We start from the raw sequence: 20,265 nt of genomic DNA, 5'->3' as shown, positions 1-20,265 counted from the left end.
TATTTTTAGCCAGATGAAGCAGGGCGGTCGCGCGGACCGCCCCGAGGGATCAGAACTCGACGGGCCCGTCGAGTTCGTGGACCTGCCACGGCAGGCCGTGGGTGTTCAGCATGTCCATGAAATCATCCGGGTCGAGCTGTTCCATGTTCCACACGCCCGGTTCGCGCCAGTTGCCTTTCAGCACCTGTGCCGCGCCGATCATGGCGGGGACGCCGGTGGTGTAGCTGACGGCCTGGCTGCCGACCTCGGCATAGCATTCCTCGTGGTCGCAGATGTTGTAGATGTAGTAGGTCTTCTCGCCCGAGCCGTCCTTGGCCTGACCCGTGGCGATGTCGCCGATGCAGGCCTTGCCCTTGGTTTCGGCGCCCAGATCGCCGGGATCGGGCAGCAGGGTTTTCAAAAACTGAATCGGGATGATTTCCTTGCCGTCATGCATCACCGGGTCGATGCGGGTCATGCCGACGTTTTCCAGCACTTTGGCATGGGTGATGTAGGCATCGCCGAATGTCATCCAGAAGCGGGCGCGCTCGATCTCGGGGAAATGGGTGCTGAGCGATTCCAGTTCCTCGTGATACATCAAGTACATGTTCTTGGGGCCGATGGCGGGGAAGTCGAACTCGACCTTGTGGGTCATGGCGGGAGAGTGCTTCCATTCGCCGTTCTCCCAGTGGCGCACTTCGGCCAGGACTTCGCGCAGGTTGATTTCCGGGTTGAAATTGGTGGCGAATTCCTGATCGTTCTGGCCGCCATTGGCGTCCAGAACGTCGATCTGGCGGATCGTGTCCAGCTTGTGTTTCTTGAGCCACTTGGCGAAGACGGATGTAACACCCGGATCGAAGCCCGAGCCGAGGATCGCGGTCAGGCCGGCCTGTTTGAACCTGCCCTGATAGGCCCATTGCCAGTGGTATTCGAACTTGGCCTCGTCCTCGGGCTCGTAGTTTGCAGTGTCGAGATAGTGGCACCCGGCCTCGAGGCAGGCGTCCATCAGCACCAGGTCCTGATAGGGCAGGGCCAGGTTCACGAGGATTTCCGCGCCTGTTTCCTTGATCAGCTTGACCGTGTCTTCGACCTTGTAGGCGTTAAGCTCGGCGGTGGCGATGTCAACGCCTACGCGCTCTTTCACCGATTTGGCGATGGTGTCGCATTTTGACTTGGTCCGGCTGGCCAGTGTGATTTCAGTAAAGATGTCCGAATTCATCGCCATCTTGTGCACGGCGGCGTGGGATACGCCGCCCGCGCCGACAACCAGTGTTTTGCCACTAAGTGAACCCATGGGGGTAATCTCCTCTCACAGGGGGTTATTCGTAATAGGTGTAGCCGTTGATCGAGTCGCGATAGGCGCTCATCAGGGTTTTGCGGTCCTTGGCTTTCAGAGTACCGGTCGAGATCGCCTCGTCCACCATTTTGCGGAAGGCGGCGACGCAGTCGGTGGGGTCGAATTCGACATAGGACAGCACCTGGCTGATCGTGTCGCCCTCTTGTTCGTGCAGCAGGTCGAACCCTCCGTCAGCGCGCAGGTCGATAGTGACGACGTTGGTGTCGCCGAACAGGTTATGCAGATCGCCCAGCGTTTCCTGATAGGCGCCGACGAAAAAGACGCCCATGAAATATTCATCATCTTCGGGCAGGGTATGCACCGGCAGACTGGGTGAAACACCGTCGGCCAGGATGAACCGGTCGATCTTGCCGTCGCTGTCGCAAGTGATGTCGGACAGGACTGCGCGGCGGTCGGGTGTCTGGTTCAGGCCCTGCAAGGGCACGATCGGATGCAGTTGGTCAATGGCCCAGACGTCTGGCAAGGACTGGAACAGAGAAAAGTTGCAGTGGTAGATATCGGCCACTTTCTCAAGCTGGTCGTCCACGTCGGTTTCCAGATCGTCACTGGCCGCCAGCGCCTTGAGGCGGGCCATCAGCGACAGGTAGATGCGTTCGGCCCGGGCCATCTGGCGCAGGTCTACATATCCACGGCGGAACAGGGCGCGCAATTCGTTGCGATAGAAGGTGGCGTCGTTCCAGCATTCCTGAAGACGGTCTTTGCTGAGATAGCCGTGCACCGCGGCAAGGTCTGAAACCATGTGGTGATCGTCGGCTTCAACCTCGGGGCCGTTGGGCGCATCATAGAGCGTGCTTTCCAGCACGTTGAACACCAGCATCGACGACGTCGCCACCACCGCACGGCCGCTTTCGGTGACCAGCGTCGGGTGGTCGATTTCGGCTTCGTCCATCGCGTAGGCCACGGTTTCCACCACGTTGGCGCAGTATTCCTCGACCGTGTAGTTGATCGAGTTCTCAGCCGCCTTCTTTTCACCGGTATAGTCCACTCCCATGCCACCACCGAGGTCCAGATGGGTCAGCGGCACGCCCTCGCGCGTCAGTTCGGTGTAATAGCGACAGGCCTCGCCCACCGCGCGGCGCACGTCGTTGACGTCCTGCACCTGAGAGCCCAGATGCGAGTGCTGCAACTTCAGGCAATGCAGAAGGCCCGCGTCGCGCAGCTTGTCCACCGTGGCCACCAGTTGATCGGTGTTCATACCGAAAGCCGAACGGTCGCCCGAGCTTTCTTCCCATTTGCCGCTGATCTGGTTGGTGAGTTTGACCCGCACGCCAATAAGCGGTTCGACCTCCAATTCCCTGTAGACCTCGATCACCGTGTCAGCCTCTTTCGGGCTTTCCAGAACGATCACCGTGTTGAACCCGATCTTGCGGGACAGGATGGCCAGCTGGATGAACTCGGCATCCTTGACGCCGTTGCAGACGATCAGCGCTTCGCTGGCCAGCCGATGTGCCAGCGCGATCACCAGTTCGGGTTTGGACCCGGCCTCGAGCCCATAGTTGTACTTCTTGCCGAATTCGACGATCCGGTCGACGACCTGGGCTTGCTGGTTCACCTTGATCGGGAACACGCCGCGATAGCTGCCCCTGTAACCGACGCGGGCGATAGCTTCGCGGAAGCTTTCGTTCAGATGCGCGATCTCGTGTTCCAGATAGGAAGACACGCGCAGAACCATCGGGGCCTTGATGCCGCGGTCGTCCAGATCGCTGAGAATACCGGGCAGGCTGATCGCGCCAACCTCGGGAGCCAAGGGATTGCGCAGACCGATTTCGCCCTGCTCCGTCACCTCGATGAGGCCTTTGCCCCATTTCTCAACCCCGTAGATGGAATGCGGTGCGTCCGGCGTCTGTTTCAATCAAGTCGGTCCTTAACGTAGGGGTGCCAGTTTCGCGACCGCCAATACGGCAGCTGTTTGATTCTTCCAAGTGTAAACTATGTGACGGAAAAATCCGAATTTCATGCCGGTGGGTTGATCGGGACCAGATGATTGTCCCACTGGCACTTCGCGCGGGTCCGGATCTTGGGGTGCGCAGTGGTCAACGCGCCGAACACACCGGTTCCGGTGGTGAAAACCAAGCCGTTCGGGCCGGATCCAAGCCCGCAGACATCCTCAAGCTCGAACGCATCCCTGAATGTGCCACTGGCCACGTCGAACCGATGCAGCGCGTTGCCGCGCGGACAGGTGATGGCAATGGTTGCGCCATCCGCCGAGAACGCGATGCTGCCCGCATAACCCTGTAGCGTGCTTTGGTCCTGCTCCGGGGCGGACAGAAGGTGCGGGGTTTCCCCCTGACGGTGCAGGCCCAGCAAGGGCGGATGTTCGGCCTTGCTGCCCTGCCACTGCATCGCAAAGCCCACCAGCCCGTCGCGACGGACCGCCAGATGGCGGATCGAGTTCTTATGGAGCGCAGGCGCCAGCGACACCTGTTCCTGAACCAGGCCCGACATGGAAAGGTAGGTCAGGTTGGGCTTCATCGTCGGCAGGTTCAGCTTCGTGCGCCCGGTTTCGGGATGGGTTTCGATCCCGCCATTGGCAATCACAAGCGTTTTCCCACCCGGCATCAACCGCATGTCATGCGGCCCGACGCCGCCGGACGGGAATTCACCCGAGCGCGCAAAGGTTTCGGCGTCCCAGACGCCTATGATACCTTCTCCGGCCTCGTAATCGTTTTCGGTGGCAAAGAAAATCGCGCCATCGGCTGAAAAAGTACCGTGACCATAGAAATGCCGACCTTCCGGCGCCGTCAGCCGCGCGATCGGTGATCCCGTCACGCAATCAATCACCACGGCAAAGGTGCCCGGACGGCGCGCAAAGGCAACGGCCTGTGGTTTGACCGGATGTGCCGCCGCCGCATGCCCGCGCGCGGGCAGGGGCACGGAAAACAGAAGGGTTCCCTGTGCATCCAGCCCGGCCAGTCGATACGAACCATCCGGAAACAGCGCTGCGGCCAGAAACTCCGGCCTGCCCACCGAGGCCCATCCATGGATCGGAGGCAGAGAGGTTGCAGCCAGCCCTGCAAGAAAACGGCGGCGCGATGTCATGGGTCAGTCCCCGTCCAGAGAATTGAAGCCTGCGCTGATGCCCAGGGTCGGGCCAAGTTCAATCGACGCAATGGCGCGAATATCGTGGATGGACTGTCGCAGGGCCTCGATACGGAACCGGGCCTGCGGATCCGAAACGCCCGCCAGCGCCGGGTCGTCAATGGCCTGGGCATTCTCGATGGCGCGCGCAAAGGCAGCATCTAGATCCGCGGCGATATCGGGATGATCAAAGGCCAACCGCGATGCAAGATCACGAAGGGCCACCAGTGAAAGTTCGACATGGCGCAAGGATCGCTTCGACCGCCACGCTTCGGCGCGGTTCGGGCGCGGGCGGTCGAACGTGCCCAACGGGCGACCAAGCCGAGTGTCGGCCGTGAATTCAAGACCCGTGGACAAAGCCTTGAACAGTTCCTGCATCGCTTCGTCCTGCGTTCGGTAGCGGCCGTTTTCACCGGGCCGGGTCAGGCCGGGGGCATAGCTTTGCCAGTCATCGGCCATCGCCCGCGCGTTGGCATCAATATCCGCCGCGATCGCCTGAATCAGCGCGCAGCGGTAATCTGCATTGCCCTGCTCTGCAAAGGCGGGATCGAACAGCATCCGTTCGAGCGCAAAGAACCCGCGCCCGGCTATGGATGTCTCGGCATAGGCTTCCGGGTCTTGCACGGCGTCATCCTCGGTTGCGATATGCTGGGACAGGGCTTTGGTGGTGAACCCTTTCGTGTCGGGCCAGAACGCCATGGCAAACGCACGATCATCAACCTCGGTCGGACCGAACCGCAGGTGATTGGCGGAAATCCAGCTGTCGAAGGCCGCATCATAAGCCGCGCGCAACGCAGGTGAGGTCGGATCGCAATCCACCCGCGAAGCACTGACCAGAGCCCCGGTCGTTTCCGGCAGCTTGTCGAACCTGGGCAAGATATGTGTCTCGGCAACGTCCATCAGGATGGGTGCGCGGTCCTGCGCCTGTGCGGCAAGCGGCATCATCAACGCGGCAACAAAGGTAAGAATACGCATGGGTCAGAGGCTCTCCAGAAAACGGATCAGGGCGTCGCGGTCAGTTTTCGGCATCGACACAACCGCATCGCGCGCGGCCTGGGCTTCGCCGCCGTGCCACAGGATCGCCTCGAGCAGATTGCGCGCCCGCCCGTCATGCAGAAACTGCGTGTGGCCCGAGACGCGTTCGGTCAGACCTATGCCCCACAAAGGCGGCGTCCGCCATTCGCGCCCCGTCGCGCGGGCCTCGGGGCGGTGATCCGCCAGACCTTCGCCCATGTCATGCAGCAGCAGGTCGGTATAGGGCCAGATCAGCTGAAAGCTGTGCTCGGGCCGATCTTCCAGCCGGTGGGTGACATGGGCCGGAGTATGACAGGACGCGCAGCCGATCGTGTGAAACACCTCTTTGCCGCGCAACACCTCGGGGTCGTCGACATCACGGCGGCCGGGCACGCCCAGATTGCGGCTGTAGAAATCCACCAGGTCCATGCCCTGCTGATCGATCTCGAACGCGCGGGTATCGGTGTCGCCATGCGGGGCCTCGACGCAGTTCACCTGCAAATCCGTGCAGTCCCCCTGAGGTGCTGGGTAAAGCGGGCTTGAAATACCGATATCCCCGGCAAAGGCTGCGGCGGATTGCTCCATGACCGTCGGCATACCTGCCTTGTGCCCGAACCGGCCCATCATCGGGGCGCCGTATTCAACAGACCAGACGATGTTTGGACGGCCCGAGATGCCATCCCCATCCACGTCGTCGGGATCAGCCCGGGCCAGCAGGTCTTCGACCGGGATCGCCTCGAGCAGGCCAAGCCCGATCATCTGCGATGCGACCCGCGGGCTCAGCATCGCATCCGGGTGCAACGGGCCATAGCCCAGGTCAGCGGCCCTGTAAGACGGGCGGCGCAGTGACGCGGTCTCGCCGTCAGAAAGTTCAACGGGGACTTCTTCGTAAGAGATATCCAGCCGATATTCCGCCGGATGTCCGGCAAGCGCGAAATCCTGCATCTGCCCGCCATAGTTGGGTTCGGGCCGGGTGGCGATGTAGTCTTCGATCCCGGCATACCCGTCTTCCGGCGCACCGGGGATCGAGACCCGAAGGAACATCGAGACCGCGTTGTCATCAGGGCCGTTGGGTGTGTGCCCCCGCCCATCCTTGATATGGCAACGCTGGCAGGATCGCGCGTTGTACAGCGGCCCCAACCCGTCAGAGGCCAAGGTGGATGATGGTGATGAAACCCAGATTTTCTTGAACAACCCGTTGCCGACCTTGAAATCCAGCTCCTGCTCGAAGCTCAGATTGCCCGAGGGTTGCGAGAACGCATCCGCGTCGTTGCGGACCCGGACAGTCGCCGCCCCGGCAGAGAGCTCTTCGAACGGCTGCGACACGCCATAATCCTGCGGGGGCGCGGTCACGGCCGCAATGCGGGCGCGTTCCTCGTCGGTGCGGGGGGTGAATTTCAGATGCAGGTCCCGCAGCTCGGCTGACAGGGAGGGGGTGGCAGCCAGGGCGACCCCCGACAAGGCAAGAAGGCTATTCGCCTTCGTCCATTTTCGATGCGTTGAGTTGCGCATAATTGGCTTCGCCGATCCTTTCATACAGGTCGAGCTGCGTTTCGAGGAAGTCGATATGTCCCTCTTCATCGGACATCAACTCTTCGAACAGCGACATGGAGACAAAGTCGCCGGCCTCCCGACAATATTCGCGCGCTTCCTTGTAAAGTGCCCTGGCGTCGATCTCGGCCGCCAGGTCGCATTCCAGCGTTTCCTTCGGCGTCTGACCGATCCGCAACGGGTCCAGTTTCTGAAGGTTGGGGTGACCTTCCAAAAAGATGATCCGTTCGATCAGCTTGTCCGCGTGGCCCATCTCTTCGATGCTTTCCTCGCGGCTTTTCTTGGCCATATGGCCAAGGCCCCAGTCTTCTTGCAGGCGGTAATGCAGCCAGTATTGACTGACGGCAGTCAGCTCATGCCGCAGAGACCTGTTCAGATATTCGATGACCTTCGGATCGCCTTTCATCAGCCTTCTCCTGTGTTGCTCCGGCACGCAAAGTGCGGAGTTGCATGGGGACTTCCAGATTACCGCTGGCCCGCATCGTGTCTAGGAACAACGGCATGCACCCGCCACAATCCGCCGATTTGCCAAGGGCATGGTAGATTTTGCCGGGGGTGATGATGGTCCGCGGATCCGCCGTGCGCATCCAGTCGATGGTGGCACGGATGTCGTGATCGGATATGTTGGTGCAGTGGCAGACAATCATTGGTCTTGGCTCGTTTCGCCGCCTTGTCAGACGATCAGTAAGGTTTGCAGGGGCCGGAAAGAAACCCTCTCCGGCCCGCTTGAAGATTAATGGAAGACGGCGTCCGGGTTATCCAGGCTGTCTGACCCTTCAAACGCAACCCCGTCCAGTTCCAGCGCAGTTACGATGCGTTCGATCGTTTTGGTCTGATCGATCAGGCCGTTGACGCCGCCCATGATCAGGGCCTCACCGCCTTCGTTGCCGCGCTCAAGCATCTGGTCATAGGCAAATCCCGCCTCGGCCGTTGTCTTGATCTTGCCCAGGGCCTGCATGGTGGCGGCCAGTTTCGCTTTCATCTCGGTATCCAGCGCCGGATCCGTGGCGATGACCAGATCGGCCAGAGATGCGCCCGAAACCGGGGTGCCATCAATGCGGGTATAGCTGCCCAGATAGACGTTCTGGATGCCCAACCCGTCATAGTAATGGCTGTTGTGGGTGTTGTCAGAAAAGCAGTCATGTTCTTCTTCAGGATCGTTCAGCATCAGGCCAAGGCGCATCCGTTCGCCGGCTTGCTCACCATACGAGAGAGAGCCCATGCCGGTCAGGATCGCGCTGATGCCTGCTGCTTCGTTCTCCATAAGGGCTGCGCGCGCCGCTCCGCCGTCTTTCCACTGATCCGCCATCCAGGCCAGATCGCTGACCAGCAGTTCGGTCGCAGCGCTCAGATATTGCGCGCGACGGTCGCAATGGCCGCCGGTACAGTCCTCGCCCTGCGCATAATCGGTCGCTGGGCGGTTGCCGGCGCCGGCGCCATGGCCGTTCATGTCCTGACCCCACAGAAGGAACTCGATGGCGTGATAGCCGGTTGCCACATTCGCCTCGATACCATCGGCTTCGTGCAGGGTGTCGCTCAGCAGTTCGGGGGTGATTTCGCTGGCATCAATGGTCTCGCCCGACAGTTGGAAGCTGGGGTTGGCGATGACGTTCAGCACGGCAAATTCGTTTTCGTCCGTCGCGCCGCCATAGGCCGCGTCGACATAGTCGATCAGACCTTCGTCCAAAGGCCAGGCGTTCACCTTGCCTTCCCAGTCATCAACGATGGCGTTGCCGAAGCGATAGACTTCCGTCTGCTGATAGGGGACACGCGCAGCAACCCAGGCCGCGCGCGCCGCGTTCAACGTTGCGTCCGAGGGATCGGCGATCAGTGCGTTGACCGCATCCTGCAATTTCTTGGCTGAAATCAGGCTGTCCTCAAATTTGGCTTCCGCAATATCGGCATAGGTGTTCAGTACATCTGCCTTGGTGGGGGCATCACCCGAGATTGCGGCGGTTGCCATGCAAAATGTCAGGGCGCTGGCAGTGGTGAATAACTTGGTCATAGGATTTCGGTGCTTTCCTGTCAGAACTGTCGGATCGCGCGGGGATGCCCCGCGGGTTTCGCGAAGAAATAACTGAGTGATTTGGTCAGCAATGTCAACCTGAGTTTTATTGTCGGATATAGGCAGAGGCTGTTGAAGCCCACGCGCTCCCCATATCTGGCGGGCTCCGATCCGAGGGTTAACATTGCGTGGCGGGTGATTCGCGCTAAAATCACGAATGTGATTCTGTTTAAGGCGGTTGTTGGTTAATGAAGTGCTCTGTTCTGGCGTTGTCTCTTTTTCCGGCAGCTCTTGCCGCTCAGGCGACGCAGATCACGCCCACCCATCAACATGGGTCCGGTCAATTGGAAATCGTGTTTACGGACACGGAATTTGCGCTGTCGCTCAGGGTTCCAAGCATTGACATAATCGGGTTCGAGACCCCGGTGGCAAATGATGACGATCGTACGCGTGTCGCCATCGCGATTTCCGAACTGTCCAAACCACTGGATCTGTTTGTCGTCCCGCCCGACGCCGTGTGCTTTACCGCATCTGCAAACGTGATCCTGACGCATGATATTCCGGGGCAGCAGGATAACGCGGGCGAGGGGGGCACGTCATTTGCAACGGGCGAACATTCGGAATTCCAAGCTGACTACGTTGTTCAATGTCAGGATATGGATGCGCTGACCACGATGGAATTTGCGTATTTCCAGCGGTTCAGCGGGACAGAGAAGCTGAACGTTCGCGTCGGGTCAGGCGCGGCGACCAGCACCCATGAAATCACGCGCGCCGCGCCCAGTCTCGATATGACGCAATTTCGTAGAGATGGTGCTTGAACGCCCGTTTGACGTATTGAAGCGCGCAACCGAAGCAGTTGAGCCAAGATTGCCTTGCCCATGCCTGGGGCTGCGCAGAAAACGAACACGCTGGATTGAAGGCGGAAAACTGCTCCTCAGTGCGGTCCTTGAATGCAGCAATGAGCGAAACTCACAAATTATTTATTTTTACAAGTGGTTATGGCCTTTGAGGTTGCCGGACTTCGCTGAATCAAAAGTCTCCAATTGAGGCAAAGATTAACGAATAAGGGCACAAGAATCGCATGTATGACAAGTTCTCGCAAAACTTATGCCAATATCCAAATCTATTGGTACATCATCCTGCCGATCTGTTGACTAGTCCGGTTTTAATGAGGGGGTATCTCGGCAGGGTTAGGGGGATGCCCGTTCAGGCCCGTCATGGGCCGACAAAGCGCGGCATCCCCTGCCGTATCGTTTTCGACAAGTCCACTACCCGATACTGTCAGTCGATCTTGTTGCGTTGCGCGTGCGGGGTGACGCCAAAGCTTGACCGGTAGACGCGCGAAAAATGGCCCGGGTTTTCAAAGCCGCAGGCCACGGCAACCTCGGTGACGGATGCTTCGGTCTGCAGCAACAGTTTCTGGGCGCGTTCTAGCCGCATTTCCATGAAGTATTTCTTGGGCGACGTGTTGAGGTATTTTCCAAACAACCGCTCAAGCTGTCGGGTGGAAATGCCAAGCTCGTCTGCAATGAACGAAGGGGAAACCGGGGTTTCGATACTGTCCTGCATGATGGTGATCGCCTTGGCGAGGTGCGCATTGCGCATTCCGTTGCGTGATTGCAGGGAAACCCGTTGTTTGGCCGTGGCATTGCGTACCGCATTGTAGACCATCTGATCCGCCACATCGATGGCCAGTTCTTCACCGTGATCGCGTTCGATCAGGTGCAGCATCAGATCCGCCGTTGCCGTTCCGCCAGATGCGGTAATGTGCTTTTCATCGGCGACGAACACGCTGCGTACCAGGTTGACCTCGGGAAAGGCTTCCATGAACGCGTCGTGATATTCCCAGTGGATTGCCGCTTGCATTCCGTCGAGAAAGCCAGCCTCGGCCAGCACCCATGCCCCCGAGCACAGGGCGCCGATTTTCGTGCCGCGCGCGCGTTCGCGGCGCAGGGTTGCAAGCAGGGGGCGGGTGACGTGGTCACGCATGTGAATGCCCGACAGGACAAACAGCTGATCACATTTGGCCAGACCCTGAAGGCCGGAATGCACCAGCGTGATGGATCCGTTCGAGCACACGGCCTGCTCGCCATGTTCGGACACAAAGGACCAGCGGTACAGTTCTTCGCCGCTCACAAGATTGGCGATCCGCAAGGGTTCGACCGCGCATGAAAACGCAAGGTGCGAGAACTCCTCGACAAGGATGAAAGTGATGTGCCGCGTTTGAGGCATGAGCAGTACCGTTTGCAAGCTGGGACAAAGTCCAGAACATGAGTCTATTTCGCAGGCTTCTATGCTGCACGAATTTTTATTGTATACAAGTTGTATTTTTATGGAATACAAAACCGTGACCGCACGCGATTCGACCGCGTTCGCCGAACAGAAGGATGAGGCCAAAGCATGAAAGACGAAGCCAAGTCTCGAAAAAGCGCGCTGAGAGAGCACCTGAGAGTGTCCATCCTTACGCTGCGCCTGCGCCCGGGCGCCGATCTGGACGAGGCGCATTTGTCAGAGGAATTCGGCTTGTCGCGCACGCCGCTGCGCGAAGTGTTTCGACAGTTGGCTGGCGAAGGCTATCTGGATCTGCGGACAAACCGCAGCGCCCGGGTTTCCGAGATGTCCTACACCACCTTGCGCGACTTCTTCCTTGCCGCGCCCATGGTATACGGAGCGATCCTGCGTTTGGCGGCTTTGAATGCGTCGAACGCCCAGATCAATGATTTGAAAGAGGCCCAGCAGGCGTTCAAGGCGGCCCTTCGGTCTGGGTCCGGCGAGGACCGAGCCTTGGCCAACAACCGCTTTCATGACGTGACCGGCGAAATGTCCGGCAATGTCTACCTGCTGCCGTCGTTCAACCGGTTGCTGATCGATCACGCTCGGATCGGCATGACGTTCTATCGGCCACAGACCGGTGAAATGTCGGAAAACCTGTCGCTGGCCAGCCAACAGCATGATGCGATCATCGCAGCCATCGAGGCGCGCGATGAAGCGACGGCGGCCAGGCTGGCCGAAGATCACTGGAACCTGTCACGCGATCAGATCGAGATGTTCGTGATGCCTGACGCGCTGGATGTCCCGATGGGAATCCCGCCCCTTTCGAAACCTGCATGAGGACGGAATGAACCCGATTTTCAAGTTTGAGGGGATCTATACCCCTGTGGTCACGCCTTATCACGACGATGGCAGCGTGAATTGGGACGCCTTGTCCGACGTGATCGAATACCTGATCGAAAACGGCGTGCATGGCCTGATCTCGGGTGGTTCGACCGGTGAGAACTATGCCCAGACCGTCCACGAACGTGTGGAACTGGCCCGGTTCACGCATGAGCAGTTGAAGGGCCGGTTGCCATTGGTGGTTGGCACAGGCGCGATGCTGACGCCGGATTCGATTGCCCTTGCCGCCGGCGCGCGTGAAATCGGCGCCGATGCGATCCTGCTGGCCAGCCCGCCGTATTCGGTGCCGACTGATCGGGAAAACGCGCTGAATGCGCTGGCCATCGACAAGGCCGCTGATCTGCCTGTTATGCTGTACAACTACCCGCACCGCACCGGTACGATGATGGGCGAAGAGTTCCTTGACCGTGTGGGCCGCAGCCGCAACTTCTGCGGCATCAAGGAAAGCTCGGGCGATATCAACCGGGTGCATTTGCTGGCCCGCGACTATCCGCATATCCAGCTTGGTTGCGGAATGGACGATCAGGCGCTCGAATTCTTTGCCTGGGGTGCGCCGTTCTGGGTGTGCGGCGGGTCGAACTTCCTGCCTGCCGAACACGTGGCTCTGTATCAGGCCTGCGTGGTCGAAGGGAATTTCACCAAAGGCCGCCGGATCATGTCCGCGATGATGCCGCTGATGCGGGTGCTGGAACAGGGTGGCAAGTTCATCCAGACCATCAAGCATGGCGTCACCATGAACGGAATTGATGCCGGCGCTATGCGGCCTCCGCTGAAGGGCCTGAACAAGGACGACAAACGCGCGCTGGAACAGGTCACGCGCGTGCTGAAAAAGACAATCGCCGACATCGTGGCGGAAGGGTAAGAGACATGGATCTGCTGACACAGGACGAATACAAATCCATCGCCGCAGGCCTGACCCTGCCGACCGGGGCGTTCATCGACGGGGCATTCCGCCCGGCGATCTCGGGTGAGACGTTTGCAAGCGTGAATCCGGCCACCGGCGACAAGCTTGCCGATATCGCATCCTGCGGCGCAGCGGATGTGGATTTTGCGGTCGAAAAGGCGCGTGAGGCCTTCGACGATGGCCGCTGGTCGAAACTGCACCCGTCCGAGCGCAAGGACGTGCTGATCCGGCTGGCCAAGCTGATGACCCGCAATGCCCGCGAACTGGCTGTGATGGAAAGCCTCGACAGTGGCAAGACCATCTATGACTGCGAAACCGTGGACGTGCCCGAGACCATCCATTGTCTGAAATGGCATGCCGAAGCGATCGACAAGATCTACGATCAGGTCTCACCCGCCAGCGACGACCATATCGCCATGGTCGTGCGAGAGCCCATCGGCGTAGTGGGGCTGGTTCTGCCGTGGAACTTCCCCCTGCTGATGCTGGCGTGGAAGATCGGGCCTGCCTTGGCGGCGGGATGTGCAGTGGTTGTAAAGCCCGCGGCTGAAACCTCGCTGACCGCGCTGCGCCTGGCCGAACTGGCGATGGAGGCTGGTCTTCCCCGTGGCGTGCTGAACATCGTACCGGGTGGAGGTGCCGATGTGGGCGAACCCATCGGGCGGCACATGGATATCGACATGGTGTCCTTCACCGGCTCGACGGTGACGGGCAAACGGTTCCTGACCTATTCGGCGGAAAGCAACGCCAAGGAAGTGGTGCTTGAGATGGGAGGTAAGAACCCTGCCATCGTCATGGACGACGCCGAAAACCTCGACCGGGTGGCGGCGCATGTGGTGAACGGTGCGTTCTGGAACATGGGCGAGAACTGCTCGGCCTCGTCGCGCCTGATCGTGCACAAAGACGTGAAAGCCGAACTGCTGGACCGCATCGCGCATCACGCCAAACAGTGGAACATCGGCGACCCGCTGGATCCTGAAACCCGCATGGGCGCGCTGGTCAGCGAAGGGCATTATAACAAGGTCTGCGGATATCTCGATCAGGCTGAAAAGGTGGTGATCGGTGGCAAGGCCGATAAAGGCTTTGTCGAGGCCACCGTCGTTGAAGTGCCTGGCAACGACTCGACTTTGGCGCGCGAGGAGATCTTCGGCCCGGTCCTGTCGGTAATCGAAGTGTCGGGCTTTGACGAGGCCATCAAGATAGCCAATGACACCGACTATGGCTTGTGTGCCTCGATCTTCACCGCCAACGCCAAACGGGCCATTCGCGGCGCGCGGGCCATCCGGGCGGGCACCGTGACCGTAAACAGCTTTGGCGAAGGCGACATCACCACGCCGTTTGGCGGGTTCAAGCAATCGGGCTTTGGCGGGCGCGACAACTCGATCCATGCGCATGATCAGTACACCCAGCTGAAAACTATCTGGATCGATCTTGCAGACGATGCCGACGAGGCCGTGGATTGACACGATACGAGGCCAAAAGACTACCGCGGCAGACCGGTCCGGCAGGGTGGAATGCCATCCTGCCGCCCCAGGAGCCTCTGCCGGTGCTCGAACAGGACCTGACCGCCGACATCACCATTGTCGGCGGAGGGTTTGCCGGGCTGACGGTGGCGCGGCGATTGCACCAACTGGACCCTTCGCTGAAGATCGCCGTGCTGGAAGCGGGCCGATTTGCCGATGGCTCGGCGGGGCGGAACTCGGGGTTCATGATCGACCTGCCGCATGATCTGGCCTCGGACAATTACGCAGGCGATGGGCTGGAAGCGGATCGCGCCGCCATTGCCCTGAACCGCAAGGCCATCGCTTTCGCGACCGAGGTCGCCGCCGATTGCGACCTGCCGCAGGAAATGTTCGACCCTTGCGGAAAATACAATGCTGCCGCCACACGGGCAGGAGACGCCCATAACCGCGCCTTCGCTGAGCATCTGACCAAACTGGGTGAGCCGCACACGCTGTATGACCAAAAGCAGATGCAAGAGATCACGGGCAGCCCGCATTATGTTTCGGGGCTGTTTGCGCCGGGGACGGTGATGATCCAGCCCGCAGCCTATGTACGGGCGTTGTCGGGCCAACTGGCTGGCCAAGTTAACGTATTCGAGAACTCACCAGTCGTCAGCTTTGAAAAGCAGGGCGCGGGCTGGGTGGTCAACACCGCCAAGGCCAAAGTCAGCACCGGGCGGATCGTTCTGGCCAACAATGGCCATCTGGAAAGCTTCGGATTTTACCAACGGCAATTGATGCATATCTGCCTCTACGCCTCGATCACGACCTCGCTGACCGAGGCACAGATCAAGACACTGGGCGGGCAACCGCGCTGGTCGGTCACCCCGGCGGATCCGATGGGCACCTCGGTCCGGCGTATTTCGGGCAGCTACGGGGATCGCATTTTGATCCGCACCGGATCCAGTTTTCACCCGACGATCGAAACCAGCCGGATGCGATTGCGCAATGCCGGCTGGGTGCATGACCGGAAGTTCCGGGAACGCTTTCCGCATCTGTCGGATGTCCGGATGGAGCATCGCTGGGCCGGGATGCTATGCCTCAGCCGCAACGGATCCGCAGCGTTCGGCGAATTGGAAGACGGTGTGTTCTCGGCCTGCTGTCAGAACGGCCTGGGCATCGCCCGAGGCACCCTGCAAGGCATGGGCATCGCAGAGCTGGCGCTGCAAGGCGGATCAGAGATCGCGGATCACTTTCTGGCGCAGCCGGACCTTCCGCGATTGCCGCCCGAGCCTTTCGCCTCGCTTGGGGCGAACAGCTATCTGATCTGGAAAGAATGGCGGTCCGGCAAGGAATGACGTGTGGGCGTCAGGGCAAGCTCAGCTTGGCCATGCGCCCACCGTCCACCGTATAGACCTGCCCGGTGATGAAACCCGCATCCCCGGACGCCAGAAACGCGACGAGCGCGGCAACTTCTTCGGGCCGTCCCGTTCGGGCAACCGGGTGGATCTTGGCAATGTCGCGACGGAATGCGGACGGGTCGGGCATCGACTCGATGAAATCCTCGTTCAATTCGGTATCGATCCAACCGGGCGCTACGGCGTTGCAGCGGATACCTTCGCCCCCGTGATCCACGGCTACGGCGCGGGTCAGGCCGTGCAACCCTGCCTTTGATGCGCAATAGGCGGCGTGACCGGGATTGCTGCCCAGGCCTTCGATGGATCCGGTGTTGACGATTGCGCCCTTTGTGTCGCGCAGATGCGGCAGCGCGGCTTTGATCATCAGGAACGGGGCGGTCAGGTTCACCGTCAGGTTGAGATGCCAGTCCTTAAGGCTCATTCCCTCGACCGAGGCTTCCTGCATCATGCCCGCGTTGTTGACCAGCACGTCCAGACGCCCGGCTTTCGCGATCACTTCGCCGACCACCTGTGCCGGGCTGTCGGGAAGGGTGAAATCTGCAGCGATGCCGTGAAATTCGGTGTCCTCACCACGTTGGGCGGTAAAGACCCGTGCGCCTTCGTCGTGCAAACGCCGGGCAATGGCCTTGCCGATGCCGCTGCGCCCGCCAGTGATCAGTGCCACCTTTCCGTCGAACCGTTTCATGATACCGGTTTTCCTCCGTTGACCTCGACGAGCGTGCCGCAAACATAACGCGACGCGTCCGAGACAAGGAACATGATGACATCGGCGATGTCATCGGGCTCGGCGATCCGGCCCAGCGGCACGGTCCGGCCCAGTTCGGCCACGGCTGTATCGGGGTCAAAGCCGCGCTTTTCAAAGCCTGATCGCAGCATCGGGGTATTCACCTCGTTCGGGCAAACGGCGTTGATGCGGATACCCTGATGGGCGTGATCCATGCCCATGCACTGGGTCAGGGACGCGATGGCCGCCTTGGTCATGCAATAGACCGCATGATTGGGGCCGGGGCGCAGCCCCCAGCAGGACGCGGTGTTGACGATGGCCCCGCCGCCAGCGTCCGCCATGATCGGAATTGCCGCACGACAAATGCGGAACGGGGCTTCGACATTGACACCCAATGACAGAGACCAATCCGCATCAGTCGTATCCGTGACCGACCCGCGCGTGATGACGCCCGCATTGTTGATCACGATATCAAGCCCGCCCAATGCGGACGCCGCTGCGCCGGGCAGCTGGTCTGCATATTCGGGAACAAGCAGATCACCGGGCAGATGTGCCTCGGCCTCGATGGCATCGACAGCCCGGTCGGCGACGGCGACCCGCGCCCCGGCGTTGCGCAGGCGTTGAACGATTGACGCCCCGATGCCGCCAGCCGCGCCAGTGACCAGAGCCGATTTTCCTTTCAGGTCCATAACGTCATCCATTTTTCAGAACGATGCGACAGGTGTGCCGAGCAGGCTTTCATCAGGAACCACGCCCAGCCCCGGCCCGGTTGGCAGCGCGATATGCCCGCCCTCGATCCGGATGCCGTTTTCAGGATCGTAGTTGCCTTCGATATATGGCGCAGCCAGCCAGACGCCTTCCAGCAGGTCGGGCCGAACGGTTGCACCGATATGGGTACATGCAGCGGCGATGATATCCCCGCCCCAGCTGTCATCGCAGGTATGGGGCAGGTTGCTCGCCTCGCAGATGTCGCGGAAGGCGCGCATCGGATGCAGGCCGCCGATGCGGGTGACCTTCATGCCGAACCCGTCGACCAGTCCGGTGCCCGCAGCCGAGATCACGGTGTTCAGGCTGGTGCTGTTTTCATCCATATAGATGCCATGCGTGACCTGAGGCCGGATCTTCCTGAGATCTTCGATTGTGTTGCAAGGCTGTTCCATGATGAAGGGGATTTCGGGGCATTCGCGGCTGACCCGCAGGGCGTCTCGTGTTGTCCAGCCCCGGTTGCCGTCGATGGCCAGACGCATACCCGATCCTTTGACCACGTCCCAAACCTTTCGAATGGTTTCGATGTCGATCTCGACCGGGCGGCCTCCGACCTTGATTTGCAGACGCGGGTAGCCTTCGGCCATTTTCTCGGCAGCCAGTTTCGCGATGTCGTCGGGTGCACCGACGCCCGTGGCATAATAGGACGGCACCTTGCCCGAAACCGCTCCGCCCAGCAAATCGGAAACCGGAACGCCCAAATGTTTGCCAAGCAGGTCGTGCACCGCAATGTCGATGGCGGCCTTGGCATAGCCATGACCGTTCAACAGCCCATCCATCCGGCGATGCAAGGCCAGAGGCAGGACCTCTGTTCCGATCAGGCCCGGGGCCATTTCGACCAGAGCGGCGCGCGCCCCGGCGGCGTGCGCCTCGGCATAGGTCGGGCCAACCGGGCAGGTCTCGCCCCAGCCGATCAGACCGTTGTCCGACACGATTTTGACCAGCGTGGTATCCAGCGCCCAGACCTGAGCGTTGGCCATAGTATAGGGTCCGTTTTTGACCGGCAGGTCGTGGCTGTAGATATGCAGTTCGGCGATCTTCATCTTGGCTTACGTGTCTTGACCGGAAAAAAGGGCCCACCCGGATGACGGGTGGGCAAGTACGGGGAGTGTGGATCAGTATGTTTGGTTCAACTCGTCCGCCGCCGGGATTTCCCTTTCGCGGCGGGCGATATAGTCAAGAAGGGCCTCGTTCCTGGCCTCGTCCAGCTTTGGTTCTTCATATTCGGCCAATAGTTTCTGTGCATGTTTCAGGGCGCGTTCGGTGATCTCAACTTCGCCTTCGGCGACCCATTGTTCGATCGAGTTGTTGTCGAACAGCTCCGGCATAAAGAACGCGGTTTGAAAGTTGTCCTGCGTGTGCGGATGACCCAGATAATGCCCGCCGGGCCCCACATCCGGAACCGCTGCCAGGGCCTGATCGAAATCGTGCCACTTTGGACCTTCCGCCATCCGGTAAGCCATCGCGCATTGTTCGGCGTCGACGATGAACTTGGCGACCGAACAATGCATGCCCGCCTCGTTCCAGCCTGCCGAATGCCAGATGTAATTGGCCCCGGCGTGAATGACCGCGCTGAGCGTCGTGGCGGATTCGTACCCGGCCTGTGCATCAAAGGTCTTGGCCCCACCCAGAGTGTTCGAAGTGCGCCACGGTACGTCGTAAAAGCGCGCCATCTGGCCGATCATGAAGTTCATAAGGCTGATCTCGGGCGTGCCGGCCATCGGCGCGCCGGATTTCATCGAAACGGTCGACAGGTAATGCCCCCAGATCGCAGGACAGCCCTTGCGGATCACCTGCGTATAGGCCAGCGCCGAAAGCGCCTCGGCGGTCAGCTGCGCCACGGTCGCGGGCACCGATGCCGGGGTGTTTGCGCCACCCAGCACAAAGGGCGAGCACAGAACCGGCTGATTGCGGCGGCAGAAGGCCCGCATCGCACCCAGCATGGTTTCGTCCCACACCAGAGGGCTGTTGCCGTTGCAGTTGCCGGTGGTGACCGGATGATCGTCAATGAACCCTTCGCCGAACAGGATATCGCACATATCCATCACATCCTCGGCATTCCTGGGCGAAGTGGTCATGCCCATGAAGGTCTTGTCCGAGTATTTCATCGACGAATAGGTGATGCGCAGGTGCCGCTGGCTGATCGGGTGGTCGTAGGGCTCGACAATGTGATGGGCCGAGCTGTGCAGCGCCGGCATCATGTGCGACAGCTTGTGGAACATCGCCAGATCATCCAGCGTCGGGTTTCGGCGTACATCGTCCAGATCGCGCAGGAATGGCGCGCCGGTCATCGGCACGAAGATCGCGTGCTTGCCGCCCAGTGCAAGGTTCTTTTTCGGATCGCGCGCATGATAGGTGAACTGCGCCGGAATGGTCGAGATCAGCTCGCGCACCATATTGCGGTCCAGATAGACCAGTTCGCCGTCAACCTTGGCTCCGGCTTTTTTCCAGTCTTCCAGCGCGATGGGGTCGCGGAACTGAACGCCGACGTTTTCCAGAATGTCCATCGCCGCATTGTCGATGCGTTCGACCTGGGTTGCGTCCATGACTTCGCAAACGGGAATGCCTCGGGTCAGGCCCGGCAGCATGTCGAAATTTGGAGCGGTGCGTTGGGCTCGGCGGGCAGAACGTCCGCCGGAACGCGTGGCAGTGCGAGTGGTCAAGGGGCAATCCTCCAATTTTGAAACAAACTGACGGATTCGCGGCGCAACCACCTCTCTGATTGCGATATGTGCTTGCAATAAGCGACACGGGTCATTCCAAATAATTTTGTCCCTGCGTAACGAAAAGACGCCGGGTCATTGTTACCTGTGTGACCTACTTCACAGCCAGGCAAGTGCATACATCTGCAACAGAT

At 60.2% G+C, this 20,265-nt stretch carries 19 protein-coding genes; 6 read left to right on the top strand and 13 right to left on the bottom strand.

Annotation, left to right across the window (positions count from 1 at the left end; translation table 11 throughout):
- Positions 1 to 49: 49 nt before the first annotated feature.
- The 8 genes from GOW09_RS11870 to GOW09_RS11835 all read right to left on the bottom strand — a co-directional run bounded on the left by GOW09_RS11870 (position 50) and on the right by GOW09_RS11835 (position 8,984).
- Complete coding sequence (locus tag GOW09_RS11870) at positions 50 to 1,273, bottom strand: saccharopine dehydrogenase family protein (protein ID WP_171118579.1); 1,224 nt, start codon at positions 1,271 to 1,273, stop codon at positions 50 to 52.
- A 25-nt stretch (positions 1,274 to 1,298) separates the two neighbouring features.
- Positions 1,299 to 3,188 (bottom strand): biosynthetic arginine decarboxylase, encoded by a 1,890-nt coding sequence (gene speA, locus GOW09_RS11865; RefSeq protein ID WP_171118577.1) that lies wholly within the window; start codon positions 3,186 to 3,188, stop codon positions 1,299 to 1,301.
- A 101-nt stretch (positions 3,189 to 3,289) separates the two neighbouring features.
- Positions 3,290 to 4,375 (bottom strand): DUF1513 domain-containing protein, encoded by a 1,086-nt coding sequence (locus GOW09_RS11860; protein WP_171118575.1) that lies wholly within the window; start codon positions 4,373 to 4,375, stop codon positions 3,290 to 3,292.
- Positions 4,376 to 4,378: 3 nt separating this feature from the next.
- Positions 4,379 to 5,389, bottom strand: a complete 1,011-nt coding sequence (locus GOW09_RS11855) for an imelysin family protein (protein ID WP_171118573.1) — start codon at positions 5,387 to 5,389, stop codon at positions 4,379 to 4,381.
- 3 nt (positions 5,390 to 5,392) lie between these two features.
- Positions 5,393 to 6,940: a di-heme oxidoredictase family protein gene (locus GOW09_RS11850; RefSeq protein WP_171118571.1), complete on the bottom strand. Its 1,548-nt coding sequence runs from the start codon at positions 6,938 to 6,940 to the stop codon at positions 5,393 to 5,395.
- Positions 6,900 to 7,385: a bacterioferritin gene (gene bfr, locus GOW09_RS11845; protein ID WP_152458892.1), complete on the bottom strand. Its 486-nt coding sequence runs from the start codon at positions 7,383 to 7,385 to the stop codon at positions 6,900 to 6,902. Before bfr ends, GOW09_RS11850 begins: the two co-directional genes overlap by 41 nt.
- Positions 7,333 to 7,626 (bottom strand): bacterioferritin-associated ferredoxin, encoded by a 294-nt coding sequence (locus tag GOW09_RS11840; RefSeq protein WP_152458891.1) that lies wholly within the window; start codon positions 7,624 to 7,626, stop codon positions 7,333 to 7,335. Before GOW09_RS11840 ends, bfr begins: the two co-directional genes overlap by 53 nt.
- An 86-nt stretch (positions 7,627 to 7,712) precedes the next feature.
- The gene (locus GOW09_RS11835; protein WP_171118569.1) at positions 7,713 to 8,984 is read right to left on the bottom strand and encodes an imelysin family protein; all 1,272 of its coding nucleotides are present in this window, start codon (positions 8,982 to 8,984) and stop codon (positions 7,713 to 7,715) included.
- Positions 8,985 to 9,232: 248 nt separating this feature from the next.
- On the opposite strand from GOW09_RS11835, the gene GOW09_RS11830 reads away from it, so the two are divergent.
- The gene (locus GOW09_RS11830; protein WP_171118567.1) at positions 9,233 to 9,802 is read left to right on the top strand and encodes a DUF2796 domain-containing protein; all 570 of its coding nucleotides are present in this window, start codon (positions 9,233 to 9,235) and stop codon (positions 9,800 to 9,802) included.
- Between the two features lie 463 nt (positions 9,803 to 10,265).
- Here GOW09_RS11830 and GOW09_RS11825 read toward each other — a convergent pair whose 3' ends face one another.
- Positions 10,266 to 11,216 (bottom strand): GlxA family transcriptional regulator, encoded by a 951-nt coding sequence (locus GOW09_RS11825; protein WP_171118565.1) that lies wholly within the window; start codon positions 11,214 to 11,216, stop codon positions 10,266 to 10,268.
- Between GOW09_RS11825 and GOW09_RS22335 the strand changes: the two genes are divergently transcribed.
- From GOW09_RS22335 to GOW09_RS11805, 5 genes are read left to right on the top strand one after another with little or no spacing between them, the layout of a single operon-like run.
- Positions 11,215 to 11,388, top strand: a complete 174-nt coding sequence (locus GOW09_RS22335) for a hypothetical protein (RefSeq protein ID WP_171363854.1) — start codon at positions 11,215 to 11,217, stop codon at positions 11,386 to 11,388. The genes GOW09_RS11825 and GOW09_RS22335 overlap by 2 nt on opposite strands.
- Positions 11,385 to 12,095 (top strand): GntR family transcriptional regulator, encoded by a 711-nt coding sequence (locus tag GOW09_RS11820; protein ID WP_171118563.1) that lies wholly within the window; start codon positions 11,385 to 11,387, stop codon positions 12,093 to 12,095. Before GOW09_RS22335 ends, GOW09_RS11820 begins: the two co-directional genes overlap by 4 nt.
- A 7-nt stretch (positions 12,096 to 12,102) precedes the next feature.
- Entirely contained in the window at positions 12,103 to 13,020 is a 918-nt protein-coding gene (locus tag GOW09_RS11815) for a dihydrodipicolinate synthase family protein (protein ID WP_152458886.1), read from the top strand.
- Between the two features lie 5 nt (positions 13,021 to 13,025).
- Positions 13,026 to 14,522 (top strand): aldehyde dehydrogenase, encoded by a 1,497-nt coding sequence (locus tag GOW09_RS11810; RefSeq protein ID WP_171118561.1) that lies wholly within the window; start codon positions 13,026 to 13,028, stop codon positions 14,520 to 14,522.
- Positions 14,519 to 15,859 carry an FAD-binding oxidoreductase gene (locus tag GOW09_RS11805; RefSeq protein ID WP_171118559.1) on the top strand — a complete coding sequence of 447 codons (1,341 nt, stop codon included), beginning with the start codon at positions 14,519 to 14,521 and terminating at the stop codon, positions 15,857 to 15,859. Before GOW09_RS11810 ends, GOW09_RS11805 begins: the two co-directional genes overlap by 4 nt.
- 10 nt (positions 15,860 to 15,869) lie before the next feature.
- Here the strand turns inward: GOW09_RS11805 and GOW09_RS11800 are convergent, their stop codons facing one another.
- From GOW09_RS11800 to GOW09_RS11785, 4 genes are all read right to left on the bottom strand, one after another.
- A complete protein-coding gene (locus GOW09_RS11800; protein WP_171118557.1) occupies positions 15,870 to 16,604 on the bottom strand; it encodes an SDR family NAD(P)-dependent oxidoreductase in 735 nt (244 codons plus the stop codon).
- Positions 16,601 to 17,332: an SDR family NAD(P)-dependent oxidoreductase gene (locus GOW09_RS11795; protein WP_171118555.1), complete on the bottom strand. Its 732-nt coding sequence runs from the start codon at positions 17,330 to 17,332 to the stop codon at positions 16,601 to 16,603. Before GOW09_RS11795 ends, GOW09_RS11800 begins: the two co-directional genes overlap by 4 nt.
- A gap of 15 nt (positions 17,333 to 17,347) precedes the next feature.
- The gene (locus GOW09_RS11790; protein WP_171118553.1) at positions 17,348 to 18,451 is read right to left on the bottom strand and encodes a mandelate racemase/muconate lactonizing enzyme family protein; all 1,104 of its coding nucleotides are present in this window, start codon (positions 18,449 to 18,451) and stop codon (positions 17,348 to 17,350) included.
- 72 nt (positions 18,452 to 18,523) lie between these two features.
- Positions 18,524 to 20,071: a trimethylamine methyltransferase family protein gene (locus tag GOW09_RS11785; protein WP_171118551.1), complete on the bottom strand. Its 1,548-nt coding sequence runs from the start codon at positions 20,069 to 20,071 to the stop codon at positions 18,524 to 18,526.
- Positions 20,072 to 20,265 lie beyond the last annotated feature (194 nt).

Origin of the sequence: Ruegeria sp. HKCCA5463 (assembly GCF_013034175.1) — a bacterium.
Lineage (GTDB): Bacteria > Pseudomonadota > Alphaproteobacteria > Rhodobacterales > Rhodobacteraceae > Ruegeria.
The sequence above is the reverse complement of the archived record's forward strand: the minus strand, read 5'-3'. Positions and strand labels throughout refer to the sequence as shown.